This is a genomic window from Gemmatimonadota bacterium, from assembly GCA_041390105.1.
GTDB lineage: Bacteria > Gemmatimonadota > Gemmatimonadetes > Longimicrobiales > Gaopeijiaceae > JAGQIF01.
In genome coordinates this window covers 629575-647922 of sequence record JAWKQO010000003.1, presented here as the reverse complement: position 1 = coordinate 647922, position 18348 = coordinate 629575, and the positions used below count along the sequence as shown (strand labels likewise).

The following is an 18348-nucleotide window of genomic DNA, read 5'->3' as shown; positions in this document are numbered from 1 at the left end:
TTCACCGTGTCTCTATGTGCATGACCGACCGTGTCCTCGATCACCAGAAGTGCGCCGTCGACTCCGACGGGTTGGACGTGTGACAGACCAGGCAGAGCTGCCGGTTCGCGTTGCTGATGCGCAAGAACGGGCGGAACTGCTGCGAATGGGGCTCGTGACACGTCATGCACTGCACCTTGCCCGAGAACAGGCGCAGGCCGGCGGCTTCCACCTCTACCGCCGTGCGAAAGCCCGGCGTCGCCAGAGGGTCGTAGAGGATCGAGATGGGGTGCTGTTTGCGCAGATCCGTATCGAACCACACGCCTTCCCAGTCGATGCCACCCGGCGGGTTGCCTCCACTGTGACAGTTGTCGCAGCGCTCGATCGATTCGCCCCAGCGGATCCCCTGGAAGCTGTTGGGCGAATCGATCACCCCGTCGAGTCCGATGGTGCCGTCGTGGCAGGAGAGGCAGCGCAGCGAGTTGCCCGTGGGCTGTGCGTCCATGGGCATCGCCGTCCCACCGTCGTACATGCGATAGGGCCCGGACGGCGTCGGCCGATTCCAAAGCTGCTCTCCCTGCAGCGTCGTCCCATGCGGGGAGTGGCAGTAGACGCAGATTTCCCCGTAGTTGGCGATCCGCTCGATCATGTCCTTGTCGGTGTTCTGAGCGGGAATGGTGAGGTTGTGGGGAGTCGCCTGGATGGAGAGACCGTTGGGCCACTGGGCGCGGAGCGACGTGGGCGTCGCCCCGGCGAGGATCGCCAGGAAGAGCGACCCGCTGCAGCTCGTGAAGCGGGGCATGCGTGTCGGCGTCCATGGTTGAAGCCGGATCACCGATGATCCGAAGGTGTGGCGACCGCTGCGGCATCCGTGAGGTACTGGAAGATCTGCAGGCGGTTGTTGTAGCGGTCGGCCACGAAGATGCGATCGCGCGCGTCGACGCTGATCCCGGCTGGCATCCACATTTCGCCCTCGCCGTCGCCGAAGCTCCCGAAGGCCAGCAGGAGCCGACCCTGATCGTCGAAGACCTGCACGTTGTTGAACGCGGCATCGGCCACGTAGACGTGGCCCTCGCTGTCCGTGGCCAGGCCCTTGGGCCGGCTGAACGAGCCGGGCGTGTCGCCGAGCCGACCGAAGCCACCGAGATAGTCGCCGTCGGCGTTGAAGCGCTGCACGCGGAAGTTCATCCCGTCCGACACGTAGACCGAACCGTCCGGGGCCGTGGACACGAACGCGGGATAGCGGAAGCTGCCCGGTTCGTTGCCCCGATTGGCGGTCAGATCGCTGGGTTCGCTCTGGGTGTGCGGGTCGACCGTGGCGGAGGCCAGCAGCGCGGGTGGTTGTGCCAGGCGGTCCAGCTTCTCGGTCAGGGACTCGTTGTCGTGACCCACACGACGCACGAGATCGCCCGTACGCTCGAAGATGAGCAGCTGATGGAGGTAGCTGTCGACGACGTAGACGAGACTCCCGTCCGGCGAGACGGCCACGTCGACGGGATTGAGGAAGAGGGATGGACCGCCCCACGCGCGAACGAAGGTCCCCTCATAGTCGATCTCGACCACGCGCTTGGTGATGGGATCGGCCACGAACAGGTGTCCCTGGCCGTCGCCATCGAGACCCATCGGTTTGCCGATGGCCGCCGGGCCCTGGGGCAGGACCAGGGAGGCTTCCTTCCGCTTCGGGTCGAATTCCCAGACGCCGGCGGAGAGTCCGTTGCTGACGAACATGCGTCCGTCGGGGTCGGTGTAGACATCGTGCGGGCGGGTCACCCCGGGGTGCCGCTCCTCGTCACCGAGCAGCGCGGAGGAGAACCGTTTGAAGAACCCGCGACTCTTCCCGAGGTCCTGCTCCGACGACAACGAGCCCGCGTAGCGGATGCGCGGCGAGTCGGGCGGCAGCGGCCAGACCAGCGTGTCGGTCGCCGTGCGCTGGGCAGCGACGGGAAGAGCGAACTGTGAGAACGCGACCAGCAGGAGTGAGAGTCGGGCAACGGGGGTCATCGCGGTCTCCTTGGATACTGCCAAGCGTCGATTCCGAAGAAGTACGGAGGCAGGGGAGGTGCCAGGAGCCGCGCGGCGACGGTACGAGCTAAATGCCTGCAGAAATACGACTTACATCCTCGATACCAGAGCGCCCTGGGCCCCGGCCTGAGACGCGGGTGTCGCACTGTGGGGATCGCGTGGCGCACCCGCCGGCGTGCCGACGGGACGAAGCGTATCGAGTAGATGGCGGTAGCGGTTGGCCCGGGAGACCGCGATCAGCAGGTCGCTGGTCGAGACCGGGGGCACCAGGACAGTGAAGGCGTCGTGGGACCCTCGATCGGCGGCGAGCCGGATCAGCAGGCTCTCCTCCCGGCCCTGAGCCTGGGGCCCGCATCGAGTGGCGAGCTCCTCGGCGGGCAGGTCCGAGATCCAGACCACGCCCGTGCCCCGGCAGGGCAGCGGCTGCCCCGGGGGCAGCACCGCCGGGGAGAAGCCATGGGTGCGGAGCGTGGTTTCCACCTGTTCACGCAGCGCGCGATCGGCGATCGCCAGCAAGATGGGCCGAATACTCACGTCGCCTCCCCGACGAGGCAGTCGCTCAAGGTCCAGGATCGGACGGCGCCCGCCGGCGCGGCGGCCGATCGCTGGAAGGGGGGGTCACGGTGAACACGGTCGAAACGGGCAGGGTCTCTGCCCGCCCCCCCCTTCCAGCAGGTCGATCGAGGAGGCTTCCGTCCAGTTCCTCCCGCGCTGGGCTGAGGCAGCGCACGTGCCGGTGGGCCAGCGATGGGGGTGGATCATCTATCTCCTTTGAAGGCAACCGGTTGAGCTGCATGTGCCGGGAGGGATGGCCGGGGTGTCCGCGGCGGGGTCGATGTCGCAGGTGGGACCTCCGCGTCCCGCTCCGAGGCGGGGATCGGAGGCCGTAGCGGCCGCAATCAAGCGTTCTTCCCGGAACGTCGCGGACGGCACGCTTCCGGCATTCGGGGGCGGTGCGGATGGGCAGGGAGCGCGCTTCGTGTTCTTTTCAAGCTTGAAGTGCTTCCGCCCGTAGACCTGGCCCCCGGAGGTCGTCGGCGTTTGAACGTCAACAAGCTCTTCCCCCGTCTGAGCATCCGGGCGAAGCTGGCCATCGCGTTCCTGGCCCTCGCCTCGGTGCCGGCGCTCGCGTTCGGGGCGGGCTCGACCTGGCTGATCCTCGAGGGCCGGCGGGCTCGGACGGAGGAGACCATCCAGCACGACCTGGAGCGGGCCACGCTGCGCGTCAGCCGCTCGCTCGCCGAGGTGCGCAACCACCTGGCTCTGGCGCGCGTCGCCTTCGCCGAGCCCTGGCTGCTGCGCGATTCGCTGCCGGCGCGCGCGGGTCTGGCGCGCTTTGCGGACGCCGAGCTCAGCCTCGCCGACGACGCCCTCTTCCGCATCAAGGTGTTCGACGCCCAGGGAGATCTGCTGCTGCAGACGGGGCCGTCCTCGGCTGATGCAGGCGCGATGGCCGGGACAGGGGGCATGCTGTACCTGGTGGCCGTCGAAGGGACCTCGGGGTCAGGGCCGGTCTACCTGCCGGTAGAGTTGGCAGACGGCTCCTCGGAGGGGCTCGTGCCGGCGGTCGCCGTGCTCGAGCCCGTTCGTGACGCGGGTGGGGAACTGGTCGGCATCCTCGCGGGCGAAGCCCGTGCCTCGACGCTGTTCGCCGGCATCGATGACGCGTCCCCCGAGTTGCCCGGCCGCACGGCCGTGGTCCGCGCGGACGGTCTCTATCTCTACCACTCAGGCGAGAAGCGGGACTGGAACCGTCTGCTGGCGGAGCACTCGCCCGCCCGCTTGAGCGAGGAGCTGGGGTCGGAGGCGTTGGGGGCCGCCTTACGCGGTGAGTCCGGAACCCGGCGGGTCGGCAACAGCCTGGTGGGTTTCACCGCACTCGGTCTGGGCACGCCTGGCGAGCCGCCCCTGGTTCTCTACCGGTCCGTGTCGATGAACGCCATCCTGGCGCCGCTGCAGCGCTTCCTGCTCCGCGGTGCGGGGGGTGCAGCCGTGATGCTGGCCGTGGTCTTGTCCCTGGCCGTGCTGGCAGCTCGACAGCTGACGCGGCCCCTCTACCGCTTGCGCACTGCCGCCGGGCAGGTGGCGCGTGGCGAGGATCCGGCCGGCACGCTCCAGGTCGAAACCAACGACGAGCTCGAGGACTTGGCCGCCGACTTCGACACCATGTCACGGCATCTGCAGCAAGCGCGTCACGAGCTCGAATCGCTGGTGGAGGAGAGGACCCGCGCCCTGGAAGTGACGCGCGCGGAGTTATCCGAGGTGATCACCCACTCGGCGGACGCCATCATCGGCTTGGATCCCACCGGGCGAATTCGATTGTGGAACCTGGGTGCGGAGGCGCTCTTCGGGTACACCGTCGACGAGGCCATCGGAGAAGACGGAGAGGATCTGCTGGAGTGCAAGGGGCCGGAGACCGAGCACGAGCGGGCCTACATCCGGCAGCTCCTCGCCGGGGACGGCGCGGTCGTCAACCTGCGCACTCAACGCCGCCATCGCGACGGCAGCAGCATCCCCGTCTCGCTGACCCACACGAGAATCCGTGGCTCCGAGGGTCGCAGCCTGGGCGCTTCTCTGGTGATTCGTGACGACCGGATGCATGCCCAACTCGAAGAGCACATGCGACGCTCGGAGCGGTTGGCTGCGGTCAGCATCATGGCGGCCGGCCTCGCGCACGAGCTGAACAACCCGCTCTCGATCTTGTGCAATCGCATGGAACTCATCCTGGGCGATGCGGAGCGAGAGGGCGTGAGTGACCGCCTGCAACGCGACCTGCAGGTGGTTGGCGACAAAGTCGAGCGGATCCAGGCCATCACCTCGGATCTCCTCTCGTTCGCTCGTGAGGGGGAGACCGAGCCCCAAGCCGTGGCCGTCGGAGACGTCTTGGGAAGACTCCTGCGTCTCTTCGACCGCACGCTCCGCAAGGCAGGCGTTCACGCCTGCCTGGACTGGCCCACGGACCTGCCCCTCGTCTATGGGAACGAGAAAGCCATCGAGACCATCTTCGCCAACCTCATCCTCAATGCGCAGCAGGCCATGACCGAAGGTGGCGAGATCTTCTTCGACGTCAGGGTCGAGAGCGAAACGTCCCAACTGGCGGTCGACGTGTTCGACTCCGGACCTGGCGTACCCCCCGAACTCCGTAAGCGGGTGTTCGAGCCCTTCTTCACCACCAAGAACGACCAGGGCGGTACCGGCTTGGGCTTGGCCGTCTGTCGAGCTATCGCCGAGCGCCTCGGCGGATCCGTCGCAGTGGACGGCCCACCGGATGGCCCCAGTCGCTTCACGGTCCGCCTCCCGATCATCACATGAACGAACCACGCATCCTGATTGTCGACGACGAAGAAGAGATCCTGGAAAACCTCGATCGGATCCTCTCGGAGCACGGCTGCCGCTGCTGGACGCTGTCCGAGCCCCAGCGCTTCCGGGAGCTTTCCGCCGAGGTGCAGCCGGACGTGGTGATTACCGACCTGCGCATGCCGGTCGTGGACGGGATGACGCTGTTGGCCGTGGCGCGTGCGGACGACGCCGACCTGCCTGTCATCGTGATCACGGGCCACGCCAGCGTGGGCTCGGCGGTGCAGGCCATCCAGGAGGGCGCCTTCGACTACCTGGCCAAGCCCTTCAAGGGAAAGGAGCTGATCGTCGTGGTGGATCGCGCCGTGCGCTACCGGCGGCTCGCCAGGGAGAACGAGCGGCTGCGCGAGGCGGCGGGGCCTTCGACCGCGCGCATGGTGGGGTCGAGCCCTTCGATGGTGCGGCTCGGCTCGCAGATCGAGAAGGTCGCCGGTACCGACGCCAACGTCCTCGTGCTGGGAGAGACCGGAGCGGGGAAGGAGCTGGTGGCCGAGGCGCTGCACGAGCTCAGCGGGAGGGTGCGAGGGCCGTTCGTACCGGTCGACTGCGCGGCGCTACCGGAGGGGTTGCTGGAGAGCGAGCTGTTCGGCCACGAGAAGGGCGCCTTCACCGGTGCCATCACCCAGCGTCGGGGACTGCTCCAGGAGGCCAATGGCGGCACCGTCTTCCTGGACGAGATCGGTGAGATGCCGATGGCGCTTCAGGCCAAGCTGCTGCGCGCGCTGGAGCAACGCCGGATCCGTCCGGTGGGTAGCTCCCGTCCCGTGGACCTGGACATCCGCGTGGTGGCGGCCACGAACGTGGACCTGGAAAAGGCGGTGCGCGAGGGGACCTTCCGCGAGGACCTCTACTTTCGCCTGAACGTGGTCCGCCTGGTGGTACCCCCGCTGCGGGCGCGCAAAGAGGACATCCCCTTGCTGGTCGAGCACTTCCTGCGTGCTTTGGCCAAGGGCTCCGGGCGTCGAGTGCCCACGGTTTCGCCGGAGACCTGGGAGGCGCTGGACCGCTTCGATTGGCCCGGCAACATCCGTCAGCTCCGCAACGTGGTCGAGCGCGCCGTGGCCTTCGATTCGGACGATCGCATCACCATCTCGGATCTGCCATCCGAGATGCGGGCGCCGCGTACGACCCTGCCCCGCCAGGGGAGTCTGGGAAAGGCAGTGAGTCCCCTGCTGCAGAGCATGGAGATCGCCGACCTACCCTACGCCGCCGCCCGGGACGAGGCGATCGAGGCGTTTAGACAGGCCTACCTGGATCAACTCCTCGAGGCACACGCCGGGAACATCTCTCGCGCCGCCAAGGCGGCCGGTATTTCCCGACGCACTTTGCATCGCTGGCTGGCGGGTGAGGGGAATGGTGGTGAGCCCGAACCTCCGGACGCCGGCTGATCTGAACGAGCCCCTCGATCCTCCCGGGAGCCGGGCAGGGACGACGGGCGCGTCGCACTTGGGACGCGGCTGACACAGCTCCGCATCCCTCCGTCCGGGTAGCTCATCCGCAACCCGCTGATACACAACACTTTGCCGAACGGCACTCCTGGGGCCCACCGGCACACCCCCTGCCTCCTCCTGCGTGCATGACAACTCCCATGACACCTCAGGAGGGTGTGACATGCGTCGGATAGCTGCAGTCTTGGCGGTGGGCTCCCTGGTGACAGGCTTCTCAGTCGCGAGCGCGACCCGGGCGGCTCCTGAGCCCAAGACGATCGTGGTCAAGATGGTGGACATCTCGGAGACGCAGTTCGCGTTCGAGCCCGCCGACGTGGTTGCCAACAAGGGTGACATCGTGCAGTTCGTCCAGCAGGGTCCGATGCCGCACAACGTCGCCTTCAAGGAAGGGCCGGCGGGCAGCAACCTCACGCCCGAGCTCGTGATGGGGCCCTATCTCACCGCTCCCGGGCAGACCTACGACCTGGTCATCGACGACCGCTTCGCCTCCGGCCTGCACCGCTTCATCTGCACTCCGCACGAAGCGATGGGCATGAAGGGAACGCTGACGGTCAACTGAAGGCACACGATCGAACAGGGCGTCCAATGGGTCGCCCTGTTCCACTTCAGTCGGTGGCGGATTCCACGACGGTGCCGGAGATCGACGGCGCCCGTCCACAGCCGGAGGCGAGAAGGATGGACTGCTCCAATTGTGGGGTCGAGTTCCAGGGTCGCTATTGTCCAACCTGCGGACTCGATCGCGTCGGGAGCCCGACGGCGGCCCTCTTCTCGCTCGGAGTCGCACTCTTGGGGGGCGTCACGCTCCTCATGACCATGCTCGCCCTCGGTTTGCCCCGCATTCTGGCGCCGACGCCACCCCCCGAGGCCGGCTCGGGCCCGACGGCCTCCGAAGCGGAGCTGGGCGCGGCGCCCTGGGTGGATCTCACGCAGATCTCTCCGCAGGAGGCCGCCGATCGACTCTTCGTACGGGTCATGCGCGCCGCACGCGCGGGGGACCAAGCCGAGGTGGTGAACTTCCTGCCCATGGCCGTCGGCGCGTTCGAGATGCTCGACCCGCTCGGTCCTGGCGACGCGTTCCGCCTGGCGCTGCTTCAGCAGGTCGGCGGTGCGTTCGATGCGTCCTACCAGACCATGATCAAGGGTCTAGAGGAAGAACCCGCCCACCTGCTGCTTCTGGGTGGCGCCGCCGAACTGGCGTGGGCGATGGGAGACGCCGACAGCGCACGAGGCTATGCCCGCCGCATGCTGAACGCCTACGACGGCGAGCTGGCGAAACGGCGCGCCGAGTACGATCGCAGTTCCGATGTGCTCAGCACGATGCGCACGCGCGCCCTGCAGATCACGGGCGAAGATAGCGCGGGAGTCTGAGGAAGGACGGCTCCGCGGAGGGGCGTCTCCGGCGCGGCGCCCTGCTTCAGCCCCGCAGCGCCTCCGCCACCCGACCCAGCCGCTCCCCCGCCTCTCGGGCCACGCCCTGGATGACGGGATCGTCACCGAGGCCGCCCATCCCCAGCATGGCCTGCGGGTCCACGATCCGGACCGTCGAGCCTCCTTCAGCGCGCTCCTCCACCGTGACGTTGCAGGGAAGGAGCAGCCCTACGTCCGGACGCGCAGTCACGGCCTGGTGCGCCAGCTTGGGGTTGCAGGCCCCGAGGATGGCGTAGGGACGAAACGTGATGCCGAGCTTCTCGGCGAATGCCTGATCCAGATCGATGCGCGTCAGCGTGCCGAAGCCCTCTTGCTTCAGGGCTGCGGAGACCTGCGCGATGGCGGCCTCGCCGCGCGCGTCCAGGTCGATCTCCCAGCCGGGGGTCCCGGCGTCCGGTGCTTCGTGGAACGTAGGCATGCGAGCCTCCTTCGAAGTTCCAAAGGGCTACGCTACGACTCCCGCAGCGGAGACGGGGGGAGGATCTCCGAAAACGTTTGGCCGTAGAGGTCCCAGACAGTGACGAACACGGCGGCGACGATGGGCCCCAGGATGAAGCCGATGGCGCCGAACAGCACGATCCCACCCAAGGTGCTGAGCAGGATCATCAGGTCCGACATCTTGGTGTCGCGTCCCACCAGACGCGGCCGCAGGAAGTTGTCGATGGTTCCCACCACCACGGCGCACCAGATGCCCAGCGCCACCCCCGTGCCCACCGCGCCGGTGGCCAGCAGGTAGAGCACGGCCGGCACCCACACCAGCGCCGCTCCCACTCCGGGGATCACGGAGAGCACCACCATCACGGTGCCCCAGAAGGCCGCGCCCTGGATGCCCGCGATCCAGAACGCCACTCCCGCAAGTGCGCCCTGCAGGATGCCGATGACCAACGAGCCCTTGAGCGTGGCGCGCGTCACCGAAACGAAGCGCTCGACCAGCTGTTCCTCGTCGTCCGGCGACAGAGGGATGAAGTAGAGGATCCGGTCCAGCGTGCGGCGCCCGTCCAGCAAGAAGAAGAACATGGCGTACAGCACGATGAACAGCTGCAGCACCACGTTGAGCGTCCCCTTGGTCACGGTGGCCAGGCTGCTCACCAGGAAGCTGCCCATGAAGCTGGCGGCCTCGCCCAGCTTCTCGATGACCTGGTCGCGGTCCGGCAGAAGCGATCCCAGGAACCCCAATCGGTCCAGGAGGGGAATGCGATCCAGAAACGCCTCCACGCCCCCGGGCTGGTTGATCTGCTCCTCGATCCAGGGACGAGCGGAGTCGGCCACCCCTACCGCCTGGGACGCCACCAGCGTGAAGAACCCGGTGGCCGGGAGCACGATGAGCAGGAAGACGAGGAGGACCGTGAGTGCGGAGGCGGTGCGGGTCCGTCCCTTCACACGCTCCACGAACCAACGGTAGACCCCGTGGAACATGCCCGCGAAGATCGCGGCCAACAGCACCGACACGATGAAGGGACGGATGACCGCCAGGAACAACAGCGTGACGCCCACGACGAGCAGCAACAGGGCGCGCTTGCGGAAGCGCTCCTGCTCCGGGTTGGTGCCGGTGGGCTCGTTCAATCCGTCCGGTCCTTTCCGGCCGCGCGCTGCGCGGCCCGCTCGTCCGTCAGCGGCGCTCCAGCACCGCGGTCAGCTTGACGCGCTCTCCGTTGCGGAGCACCACGATCTCCACGGCGTCCCCGGGCTTGAAGTCCTGGAGTGCGTACGTGTAGGCGTAGAGGTCGGTGACCTCGTGTCCGCCGAACTCCACGATCACGTCTCCCTTCATCAGCCCCGCCTTCTGGGCCGGGCTGTCTTCGCGCACGCCGGTCAGGCGCACACCGGGAGCCTCGTAGGGCGTCATGTCGGGGATGGTCCCGAGGTAGGGCCCATAGCCGCGCGAGGCCGTCTCCTCGGCGGGAGCCGTCGGGTCGGACGTGACGGTGGTGGGCCTGCCCACGCCCGTGATCACCGTCAGGGCCTGAGGTGATCCGTCGGTTCCGGCCAGCTCGGACGCGACTGCGGCCACCATCTCGGCCACCCGGTCCACGCCGTGCCCGTCGATCTTGATCCAGTCGTCGGAGGGGCGGTGGTAGTCCTCGTGCGTGTTGGTGAAGAAGTGCAGCACCGGAATGCCCTCCCCATAGAACGAGGAGTGGTCCGAAGGTCCGTATCCGTCCGGGGATGGGGAGAACGGGATCGGCGCGCTCAGATGCTGGTTCACGCGATCGAGAAGCTCCGGCCACTCGGTGGCGGTGCCCACACCGAAGATGGTGAGCGATCCGGTCCCCAGCCGCCCGACCATGTCCATGTTGATCATGGCGTTGATCTTGGCGAGCGGAACCGTCGGGTTCTTCACCCAGAAGCCCGAGCCCCACAGCCCGCGCTCCTCTCCGCTGAAGGCGAGGAAGAGCACGTTGAGTCGCGGCCGCTCGCTGGCTTCGGCCATGCGGTGCGCCACCTCCAGGAGGGCCGCCGCCCCGCTGGCGTTGTCGTCGGCTCCGTTGTGGACGAGCCCGTACTGGTCGGGTGCCAGCGAGCCCTCACCACCGTGTCCGAGGTGATCGTAATGGGCACCGACCACCACCCAGGGTGCGTCGGGTCCGTCCAGTCCGGGGAGCACCGCCACCACGTTGTTCCCGTCGCCGTAGGCCGCTTCGACCTGCGTCATCAACTCGGCGGCCGCCCCCTGCTCCGCGGCTTGCGTGAGCTCCGTCCCGGTTGCGCCCACCACCGCTGCCACGGGAATGGACAGCGCCGGACGGCGCTCGCCGCTGATGTCGGGAAGGCGCTCCGCTGGGAGCACCAGGACCACACCCTCGGCGCCGCGGCGCGCGGCCATGGCCGCCGTGTAATGCACATCGACATTGGCCCGCTCGATAGGCACCACCACGATCTTGCCCTCCAGTGGCGCGGCCCCCGCCGAGGCGTGCGGATCCTCGACCATGCCGCGGTCCAGCAGGGTGAGCGTGCCGTCGGCCATGCCGGTGCCGGCGAATCCCAACGGGATCCAGGCTTCCCCGATGGGGTAGGCCTTCGCCGCCACCGACAGGAGGTTGTGCGAGCCCAGCTGGGCGCCGACCCGCACGCGGAAGGACTGCTCGAAGTCGCCGCTGCTGCCCGGCTCCAGCCCGAACTCGGCGAAGCGCGCCTCGATGTAGGCGGCGGCACAGCGTTCACCCGGGCTGGCCACCTCGCGGCCCTCCAGGGCGTCGTCCGCCAGATAGCGGACGTGACGCATGGCGCCGGAGAGTTCACCGATCAAGGTGGAGGGCGTCGGACACTGGGCGCCCTGCTGGGCCAGCAGGGCCGGGGACGCGGTGCCCAGCAGGAGTGAGCTTGAACCGAGCAGCGTCAGGATCTTCGAACGGGACCAGGACATGAATCGAACGCTTCTTTCTGCGGGTGCTCTGACCTTCGTGGTGCTGGCGGGTGCGTGCGCACCCGCAGACTCTCAACCCCCCGGAGGGGCGGACGATCCCTCCGCCGGGGCCGGGGGTGGGGCGAGCGCCGCGCAGGAGCTCAAGGACCCCCGGGAAACCCACCTGACCCACGTCCGGCAGCTCACGTTCGAGGGCCAGAATGCCGAGGCCTACTTCTCGTTCGACGGCACGCGGCTGACGTTCCAGAGCACGCCCCGGACGGACGGCCCCGACCCCACGGTCTGCGACCAGATCTACTCGATGGACCTGAGCGGGGGCGACCGCCGCCACATCAGCACGGGGACGGGCCGCACCACCTGCTCGTACTTCTTCCCCGCCGGCGACAAGGTCCTCTTCGCCTCGACCCACGCCCAAGGAGACGCCTGTCCGGCGCCGCCCGATTTCTCGCGCGGATACGTCTGGGCGGTCTATCCGGACTACGACATCTGGATCCGTGATCTGCAGACGGAGGAGCTGACGCGCCTCACGAACACGCCCGGGTACGACGCCGAGGCCACCATCTCGCCCAAGGGCGACCGCATCGTCTTCACCAGCGTGCGGGACGGCGATCTCGATCTCTACTCGATGAACCTGGACGGCACCGACGTGGTGCGCCTGACGGACCGCGAAGGGTACGACGGGGGCGCGTTCTACTCGCCGGACGGTTCGCAGATCGTATGGCGCGCCCACTATCCCGAGGAGCCGGAGGCGCTGGGGGACTATCGCTCTCTGCTGGCAGAGGGGCTGATCCGGCCCTCCGTGCTGGAGCTGTGGGTGATGGATGCGGACGGCTCCAACAAGCGGCAGATCACGCATGAAGGGGGCGCCAACTTCGGACCGTATTGGCACCCGGATGGCGACAAGATCATCTTCAGCTCGAACCGGGGCGATCCGCAGGGACGCGAGTTCGACCTCTATATGGTGGGGCTGGACGGCAGCGGGATGGAGCGGATCACCTACACGCCCGAGTTCGACGGCTTCCCGGTGTTCAGCCCCGATGGACGCTATCTGGTGTGGGGATCGAACCGCTTCAATGCGATGGAAGGCGAGACCAACGTCTTCATCGCGGAGTGGGTGGATACACCCTGACGCTCAGGGCTGGAGGGCGCCCGGGTACCCGCGGATGAAGTTGCGCAGGATACGATAGGTCAGCCCCCAGACCACCTGGCCGTCCAGCTCGTACGCCGGGAACTCGCGCACGGACCCGATCAGCGGGATCTCGACGGTGCGGTGCAGGGAGGGATCGAGCAGGTCGCTCACCCGGACCCAGTGCACGGAGGCGATCTCCCGGTTCTCGGGTACGGCCTCGGTGCCACCGGGTGCCGCGAACACGAAGGGGTGGATGTCCAGGGTCGGCAGTCGCCGGGTCTGCGGCGAGAGCGCCTCCAGCCGACCCAGGGTCCAGGTGGAGTCGAGGAGGATGTGGGTTTCCTCGGCCGTCTCCCGGATGGCCGTGGCCACCAGGTTGGGGTCGTTGGCATCCCGGCGACCACCCGGCAGCGCCATGTGGCCTGACCACGGGTCCCGTGTGTTCTCGGCCCGCTTGACCAGCAGGAACTCCAGGTCGGCGGCGGTGGGGCGCAGAACCAGAGCCACGGCCGCTTCCCCGCGCGGAGCGGGGCTGCGGCGGAGATCGGCCGCCAGGCTGGCGGGGCTCAACGGGGAGCCCACCTCGCGAAGGCGTTGATCGACAGTCTGGACGTGCATGGCGTTCTCGGCCGGGGGGCCGCGGTGTTCCTGGTTCGGCGGACGGTGTGGCGCGGATGCAAGACGCGCGCCCCTGCGGCCGGCCTGCCCTCCTCCCGGGCTCATACGCCCTGGGTGGCGGCGCCCCAGATCGACTTGTGGAGCTGGAGCTGGAGCCGCAGGGGAAGACCGGACGCCAGCACGCGCTCGGCCAGGGACTCGAGGAAGGGGCTGCCTTCTCCGTCGGGCCGGACCCGGTCCCACACCGGGGAGACCAGAAGCCCACCCAGTCGGCCTTCCCGGACGGCCCGGTCGAGGCCGTGCTGGCGCACCGTGCGCTCGGCCCAGGTCAGGTCGTCCAGGTCGGCCACCACGAACTTGATCTCGTCGCGCTCCGTCAGGTGATCCAGGTTGGACCAGAGGTTCTTCGCGCTCTCTCCGGAGCCTGGACACTTGAGATCCATGATCTTGTGCGCGCGCGAGTCGAGCGGCGCGACGTCCACCGCACCCGACGTCTCCACCAGAACGGTGTAGCCATCCTGGAGCAGGGAATGCACGAGCTCGAACGCGCCCGGGTGCGCGAGCGGCTCACCACCCGTCACCTCCACCAGGCGCGTGCCGAAACGTGCCACCTGCGCACGGATCTCGTCGAACGTCATGCGAGTGCCGCCGTGGAAGGCGTACTCGGTGTCACACCAGACGCAGCGCAACGGGCAACCGGTCAGTCGCACGAACACGCACGGCAATCCCGCCCAGGTCGATTCTCCCTGGATCGAATGGAAGATCTCGGTGACCCGGAGGAAACCGCGCTGGGCCGGCGTGTCCGGCGCGAGCGCTGCAGTACTCATGCACCGGCCTGGCCGTTGCCGCCGAACACAGCGCCCAGTGGGGACTCCCGCACCACGCTGCCGGCCAGGAACACCACGTTGGCGGGACGTTCGGCCAGCCTGCGCATGAGGTAGGGGTACCAGGCTTCGCCGAAGGGCACGTACACGCGCACCGTGTAGCCTTGCTGCACGAGCTGCTTCTGCAGATCGCGGCGCACTCCGTACAGCATCTGGAACTCGAAGCGCTCCGTGCCGATCCCCTCCGCCCTCGCGTGGTCGAGCGTGGCCTCGATCATGGCATCGTCGTGGGTGGCGATGGCGGGATAGTGGCCCTGGGACAGCAGCGTCTTCATGGCCTGTACGAAGCTGGCACGCACCTCGTCCCGCTCCTGGAAGGCCACCTTGGCGGGCTCGGCATAGGCGCCCTTGCAGAGACGCACGCGTGCTCCCAGCGCGACCATGCGCTCCACGTCCTGCTGGGTGCGCCGCAGGTACGACTGCAGCACCACCCCGATGTTGCGCCACCCCTCGGTCCACAAAGACTCGAACGCATCCAGCGTGCGCTGCGTGTAGGCGGACGACTCCATGTCGAAGCGCACGAACGTGTCCGCGGCCCGCGCCCGCTCCAGCACCCGGCCCAGGTTGTCCCGGAGGAACGCCTCCGAGATGTCCTGGCCCATCTGCGTGAACTTGAGGGAGACGTTGGCGTCCAGGTTGCGGTCGGCGATCCGGTCCAGCACCTCGAGGTAGCGGTCTGCCGCGGCCCGCGCGTTGGTCTCGTCGTGCACCGACTCGCCGAGGTAATTGGCCGTGGCCACCAGACCTTCGGCGTTGGCGGCTGCGAGCGCCTCCGCCAACTCCGCCACCGTCTCCCCGGCCACGAAGCGACGGCTCATCCCCCGCGTAAGGGGGGTGCCGGTGAGCAGACGCTTGGCCACAGCGGACTCACTCAGGAACAGCAGGCTCTCTCGCAGCACGGTCTTCGGGGTTCAGGGGTCAGGGCTCGGAGGACTCGGAGTGCTCTCGGGCGACGGCGTCGTTCAGCAGCTCCTTCACGTGGACCAGCTGCAAGCGCCCCAACGCCTCCTCGACGGCCCGCCGCGAGCTGCCCTGGACGAGGCTGGGCGTCTCGACATGGCCGATCACGCCCAACCCGGCGTCGGCCCAGCGCGGGAAGACGAGGTACCCCACGTACGGTGTCTTCAGGTCTCCGACGCGCTCGACCTCGATGGACACGGTGTAGGGGTGCCCGTCCGGCCCCTCGAAGGAGGGGGGGCGGCTGTGGACGTCCAGGTAGCCCGCCAGGGTCCCGTCGGGCAGGTCGCCCCGTCCGTTCGTTTCGAACTTCGCGGCCATACGCCAAACCTAGCAGGTCGCTGGAGCGCGGGGGCACCCCAGGCCGGACTCGTACAGCGGGGACGGACACCGGCGGCGTCGCCTCCGGCGCCGGGCGGTGGACGCGACCCGCCGCTGCGCGGTAGAGTCTTCGCGTGAACGCTGCCTTCTTCCGCCGCCACGGGGGTCCCGAGGTCGTCGAGTTCGGGCCCGTGCCCACGCCGCAGCCCGGGGCCGGCCAGGTGCGCGTGCGGGTGCGCGCCGCATCCCTCAACCACCTGGACCTCTGGGTCCGGCGTGGTCTGCCTGTCGCCATCCCCCTGCCGCACGTGGGGGGGTCCGACGTCGCGGGCGAGGTCGAGGCCCTGGGCCCGGGCGTCGAGGGCATCGAGGTGGGGAGCCGCGTCGTGGTCGACCCCTCCCTCGACTATGACTGGTACGACACCCCGGCGCCGGGCGGTGCGCTTCCGGCACGACCCTTCGCGGTCCTGGGGGAGCACTGCTGGGGCGGATTCGCGGAGTCGGTGGTCGTTCCCGCTGCCAACCTCATGGCCCTGCCCGAGGGCGTGCCCTTCCAGAGGGCCGCGGCGGCCGGGCTGGTGTTCGTCACCGCCTGGCACGCACTGCTGGCGCGCGCCCGGCTCCAGCCCGGAGAGCGGGTGCTGATCACCGGAGGGTCCGGCGGCGTATCCACGGCGGCCATCCAGATCGCTCGGCGGGCGGGCGCGCAGGTGTTCGTGGTCACCAGTGGCGGCGACAGCGTGGAGCGGGTGCGCGCGCTGGGGGCGCACGTGGTCTTCGACCGTCTGGAGGGTCCGTGGGGCAAGGCCCTCTGGGCCGAAACCGGCAAGCGCGGCGTGGACGTGGTGCTGGACTCGGTGGGGCAGGCGCTCTGGCCCGATCTGCTGCGGGCGCTGGCCCCCTACGGGAGACTGGTGACCTACGGCGGAACCACGGGCCCCGAGGGAGCGACCTCCATCCCGCTCGTGTTCTGGAAGCAGCTGTCGATTCTGGGGAGCACCATGGGGACGCCCGCCGACTTCCGTCGCGTGATGGATCTGGTGTTCCGCGGGGAGCTGTCACCGGTCATCCACGACGTGCTTCCGCTCCGCGAGGCCCGCGCTGCCCACGAGACGCTGGAAGCAGGCCACGTGTTCGGGAAGATCGTCCTGATACCGGAAGACGACTGAGTGGAAGGGAGCCAGCGGGTGGATGGGAGCGTGCGAGTGGATGGGAGCGTGCGAGTGGAAGGGAGCGTGCGCGCGGAACGGAGCGTGCTCAAGTGGATCTGACTGAAGCCCAACGGCAGGTGGACGCCTGGATCTCCCAGTTCGAGGAGGGCTATTGGCCGCCGCTCGCCAACCTCGCTCGTTTGATCGAGGAGGTGGGTGAGTTGGGGCGAGAGCTGAACCACCGGTTCGGACACAAGCCCAAGCGCGCGGACGAGGAGGAACAGGATCTGGCCCTGGAGTTGGGCGACGTGCTCTTCGTGTTGATCACGCTCGCCAACTCGCAGGGCATCGACCTGAGCGACGCCCTGTCGCGTGTGCTGGAGAAGTACCGGGTGCGCGACAGCGATCGTTGGACCCGCAAGAGCGAGTGAGCGCAGCGCGAGCGCGCTCCCTGCCCCGCCCCCATGTGCCAGGGGCCGGCGGGTGAGCATCCTCCTGGCGCTTCTCCCCTGGATCCTGGTGGGGGTGGTGAGCGCGCTGCGCCTTCGTGATCCCGAGCGCCTCGCCGGTGCAGCGCCAGGCGCTCCGGCGCCGTCGGTGAGCGTGATCGTTCCGGCGCGCAACGAGTCCGTCAGCATCGAAGAGTGCGTGGCGAGCCTGCTCGCGACCCACTATCCGAATGTCGAGGTGATCGTGGTGGACGACCGCAGCACCGACGACACCGCGGACAAGGTGCGGACGTTCGGCGCGGATCCCCGGCTGCGGCTGATCGAGGGCCGCCCGCTTCCGGGCGGCTGGTTCGGAAAGCCCTGGGCGTGCTGGCAAGGCGCGGAGCAGGCGAGGGGTGAGCTGCTGCTCTTCACCGACGCGGACACCTGGCACGGTCCCGGCTTGCTGGCAGATGCGGTCCACGAACTGGCGGCCAGTGGGGCGGATGCGCTTACGCTGCTCGGAGATCAGCGCACAGAGACGTTCTGGGAGCGCGTGGTGCAGCCCCAGATCTTCGTGCTGATCGCCGGGCGTTATCCCAACCTGCGGAAGCTCTACGCTCGACCGCTCTCCGATCCAGCGCGCTGGGATCTGGCGATCGCCAACGGGCAGTTCATCCTGGTGCGTCGCGAGGTCTACGACGCCATCGACGGGCACCGTGCGGTCAAGGCGGAGGTGGTCGAAGACGTCCGTCTGGCCCAGACGCTGGTGAAGGCCGGGCACGGGTTCCTGCTGCGCGAAGCACGCGGTCGTTTCGCCACCCGCATGTACCGCTCGCTGAGCGGACTCGTGGAAGGATGGACCAAGAACCTGTGGACCGGCAGTCGCCAATCGGTGGCGAGTCCGCTCGGTCGGTTTCTGCTCCCGCTCGCGGTGTTCACGCAGACGGTGCTGTGGGTGCTGCCCGCGGTGGCGGCGGCGGCCGCGCTCGCGGGAATGGGTGGACCGGCGTTCCACATATGGGCCTACGCGGCCTTCGGCTTCGTGGCGCTGTTCTGGGGAGCGGCCAGTGCGCGCTTCGGCATTCCCTGGATCTACGGGTTGGCCGCGCCCGTGGGCGCGGCCATGACGGTGCGGATCCTGTTCAGGAGCTGGGTACGGGGTTCGCGAATCGAATGGAAGGGGAGGCGATACGGGTCGGCCAAAGGTGAGGCTTGACCGAGGGTGGCGACGCCTCCCTGCCCGCACCACGCCGCCGCTT

At 68.5% G+C, this 18348-nt stretch carries 18 protein-coding genes; 8 read left to right on the top strand and 10 right to left on the bottom strand.

Annotated features, from left to right (window positions below; genetic code table 11):
* Positions 1-40 precede the first annotated feature (40 nt).
* The 3 genes from R3E10_15945 to R3E10_15935 form a co-directional block, all read right to left on the bottom strand.
* Positions 41-781 (bottom strand): cytochrome c3 family protein, encoded by a 741-nt coding sequence (locus tag R3E10_15945; GenBank protein MEZ4417247.1) that lies wholly within the window; start codon positions 779-781, stop codon positions 41-43.
* Between the two features lie 29 nt (positions 782-810).
* Positions 811-1980: a 6-bladed beta-propeller gene (locus R3E10_15940; protein MEZ4417246.1), complete on the bottom strand. Its 1170-nt coding sequence runs from the start codon at positions 1978-1980 to the stop codon at positions 811-813.
* Positions 1981-2091: 111 nt separating this feature from the next.
* Positions 2092-2535, bottom strand: coding sequence for a hypothetical protein (locus tag R3E10_15935; protein ID MEZ4417245.1), 444 nt, complete (start codon positions 2533-2535; stop codon positions 2092-2094).
* A 507-nt stretch (positions 2536-3042) separates the two neighbouring features.
* Between R3E10_15935 and R3E10_15930 the strand changes: the two genes are divergently transcribed.
* The 4 genes from R3E10_15930 (at position 3043) to R3E10_15915 (ending at position 8174) form a co-directional block, all read left to right on the top strand.
* Entirely contained in the window at positions 3043-5313 is a 2271-nt protein-coding gene (locus tag R3E10_15930; GenBank protein ID MEZ4417244.1) for an ATP-binding protein, read from the top strand.
* Positions 5310-6746, top strand: coding sequence for a sigma-54 dependent transcriptional regulator (locus R3E10_15925; GenBank protein MEZ4417243.1), 1437 nt, complete (start codon positions 5310-5312; stop codon positions 6744-6746). The genes R3E10_15930 and R3E10_15925 overlap by 4 nt, the downstream gene beginning before the upstream one ends.
* 223 nt (positions 6747-6969) lie before the next feature.
* A complete protein-coding gene (locus R3E10_15920) occupies positions 6970-7365 on the top strand; it encodes a plastocyanin/azurin family copper-binding protein (GenBank protein MEZ4417242.1) in 396 nt (131 codons plus the stop codon).
* 116 nt (positions 7366-7481) lie between these two features.
* Positions 7482-8174, top strand: a complete 693-nt coding sequence (locus R3E10_15915; GenBank protein MEZ4417241.1) for a hypothetical protein — start codon at positions 7482-7484, stop codon at positions 8172-8174.
* A gap of 46 nt (positions 8175-8220) precedes the next feature.
* On the opposite strand, the gene R3E10_15910 is transcribed toward R3E10_15915, so the two are convergent.
* The 3 genes from R3E10_15910 to R3E10_15900 are packed head-to-tail and all read right to left on the bottom strand — an operon-like array spanning position 8221 to position 11598.
* On the bottom strand, positions 8221-8652 hold the full coding sequence (locus tag R3E10_15910; GenBank protein MEZ4417240.1) for a DUF302 domain-containing protein: 432 nt from the start codon (positions 8650-8652) through the stop codon (positions 8221-8223).
* A 32-nt stretch (positions 8653-8684) separates the two neighbouring features.
* On the bottom strand, positions 8685-9797 hold the full coding sequence (locus R3E10_15905) for an AI-2E family transporter (GenBank protein MEZ4417239.1): 1113 nt from the start codon (positions 9795-9797) through the stop codon (positions 8685-8687).
* A gap of 46 nt (positions 9798-9843) precedes the next feature.
* Positions 9844-11598 carry a M28 family peptidase gene (locus tag R3E10_15900; protein MEZ4417238.1) on the bottom strand — a complete coding sequence of 585 codons (1755 nt, stop codon included), beginning with the start codon at positions 11596-11598 and terminating at the stop codon, positions 9844-9846.
* Here R3E10_15900 and R3E10_15895 point away from each other — a divergent pair.
* The gene (locus R3E10_15895; GenBank protein ID MEZ4417237.1) at positions 11597-12727 is read left to right on the top strand and encodes a hypothetical protein; all 1131 of its coding nucleotides are present in this window, start codon (positions 11597-11599) and stop codon (positions 12725-12727) included. The two genes, R3E10_15900 and R3E10_15895, sit on opposite strands and share 2 nt — an antisense overlap.
* A gap of 3 nt (positions 12728-12730) precedes the next feature.
* On the opposite strand, the gene R3E10_15890 is transcribed toward R3E10_15895, so the two are convergent.
* From R3E10_15890 to R3E10_15875, 4 genes are all read right to left on the bottom strand, one after another.
* On the bottom strand, positions 12731-13345 hold the full coding sequence (locus R3E10_15890; protein ID MEZ4417236.1) for a CoA pyrophosphatase: 615 nt from the start codon (positions 13343-13345) through the stop codon (positions 12731-12733).
* A 101-nt stretch (positions 13346-13446) separates the two neighbouring features.
* Positions 13447-14172, bottom strand: a complete 726-nt coding sequence (locus tag R3E10_15885; protein ID MEZ4417235.1) for a radical SAM protein — start codon at positions 14170-14172, stop codon at positions 13447-13449.
* Positions 14169-15128 (bottom strand): proline dehydrogenase family protein, encoded by a 960-nt coding sequence (locus tag R3E10_15880; GenBank protein MEZ4417234.1) that lies wholly within the window; start codon positions 15126-15128, stop codon positions 14169-14171. The genes R3E10_15885 and R3E10_15880 overlap by 4 nt, the downstream gene beginning before the upstream one ends.
* Positions 15129-15147: 19 nt before the next feature.
* Entirely contained in the window at positions 15148-15507 is a 360-nt protein-coding gene (locus tag R3E10_15875) for a hypothetical protein (protein ID MEZ4417233.1), read from the bottom strand.
* A gap of 134 nt (positions 15508-15641) precedes the next feature.
* On the opposite strand from R3E10_15875, the gene R3E10_15870 reads away from it, so the two are divergent.
* The 3 genes from R3E10_15870 (at position 15642) to R3E10_15860 (ending at position 18305) form a co-directional block, all read left to right on the top strand.
* Positions 15642-16676, top strand: coding sequence for a zinc-binding dehydrogenase (locus tag R3E10_15870; protein ID MEZ4417232.1), 1035 nt, complete (start codon positions 15642-15644; stop codon positions 16674-16676).
* A gap of 92 nt (positions 16677-16768) precedes the next feature.
* Positions 16769-17089, top strand: a complete 321-nt coding sequence (locus R3E10_15865) for a nucleotide pyrophosphohydrolase (GenBank protein ID MEZ4417231.1) — start codon at positions 16769-16771, stop codon at positions 17087-17089.
* A 52-nt stretch (positions 17090-17141) separates the two neighbouring features.
* The gene (locus R3E10_15860) at positions 17142-18305 is read left to right on the top strand and encodes a glycosyltransferase family 2 protein (protein MEZ4417230.1); all 1164 of its coding nucleotides are present in this window, start codon (positions 17142-17144) and stop codon (positions 18303-18305) included.
* The last annotated feature ends 43 nt before the right edge of the window (positions 18306-18348 follow it).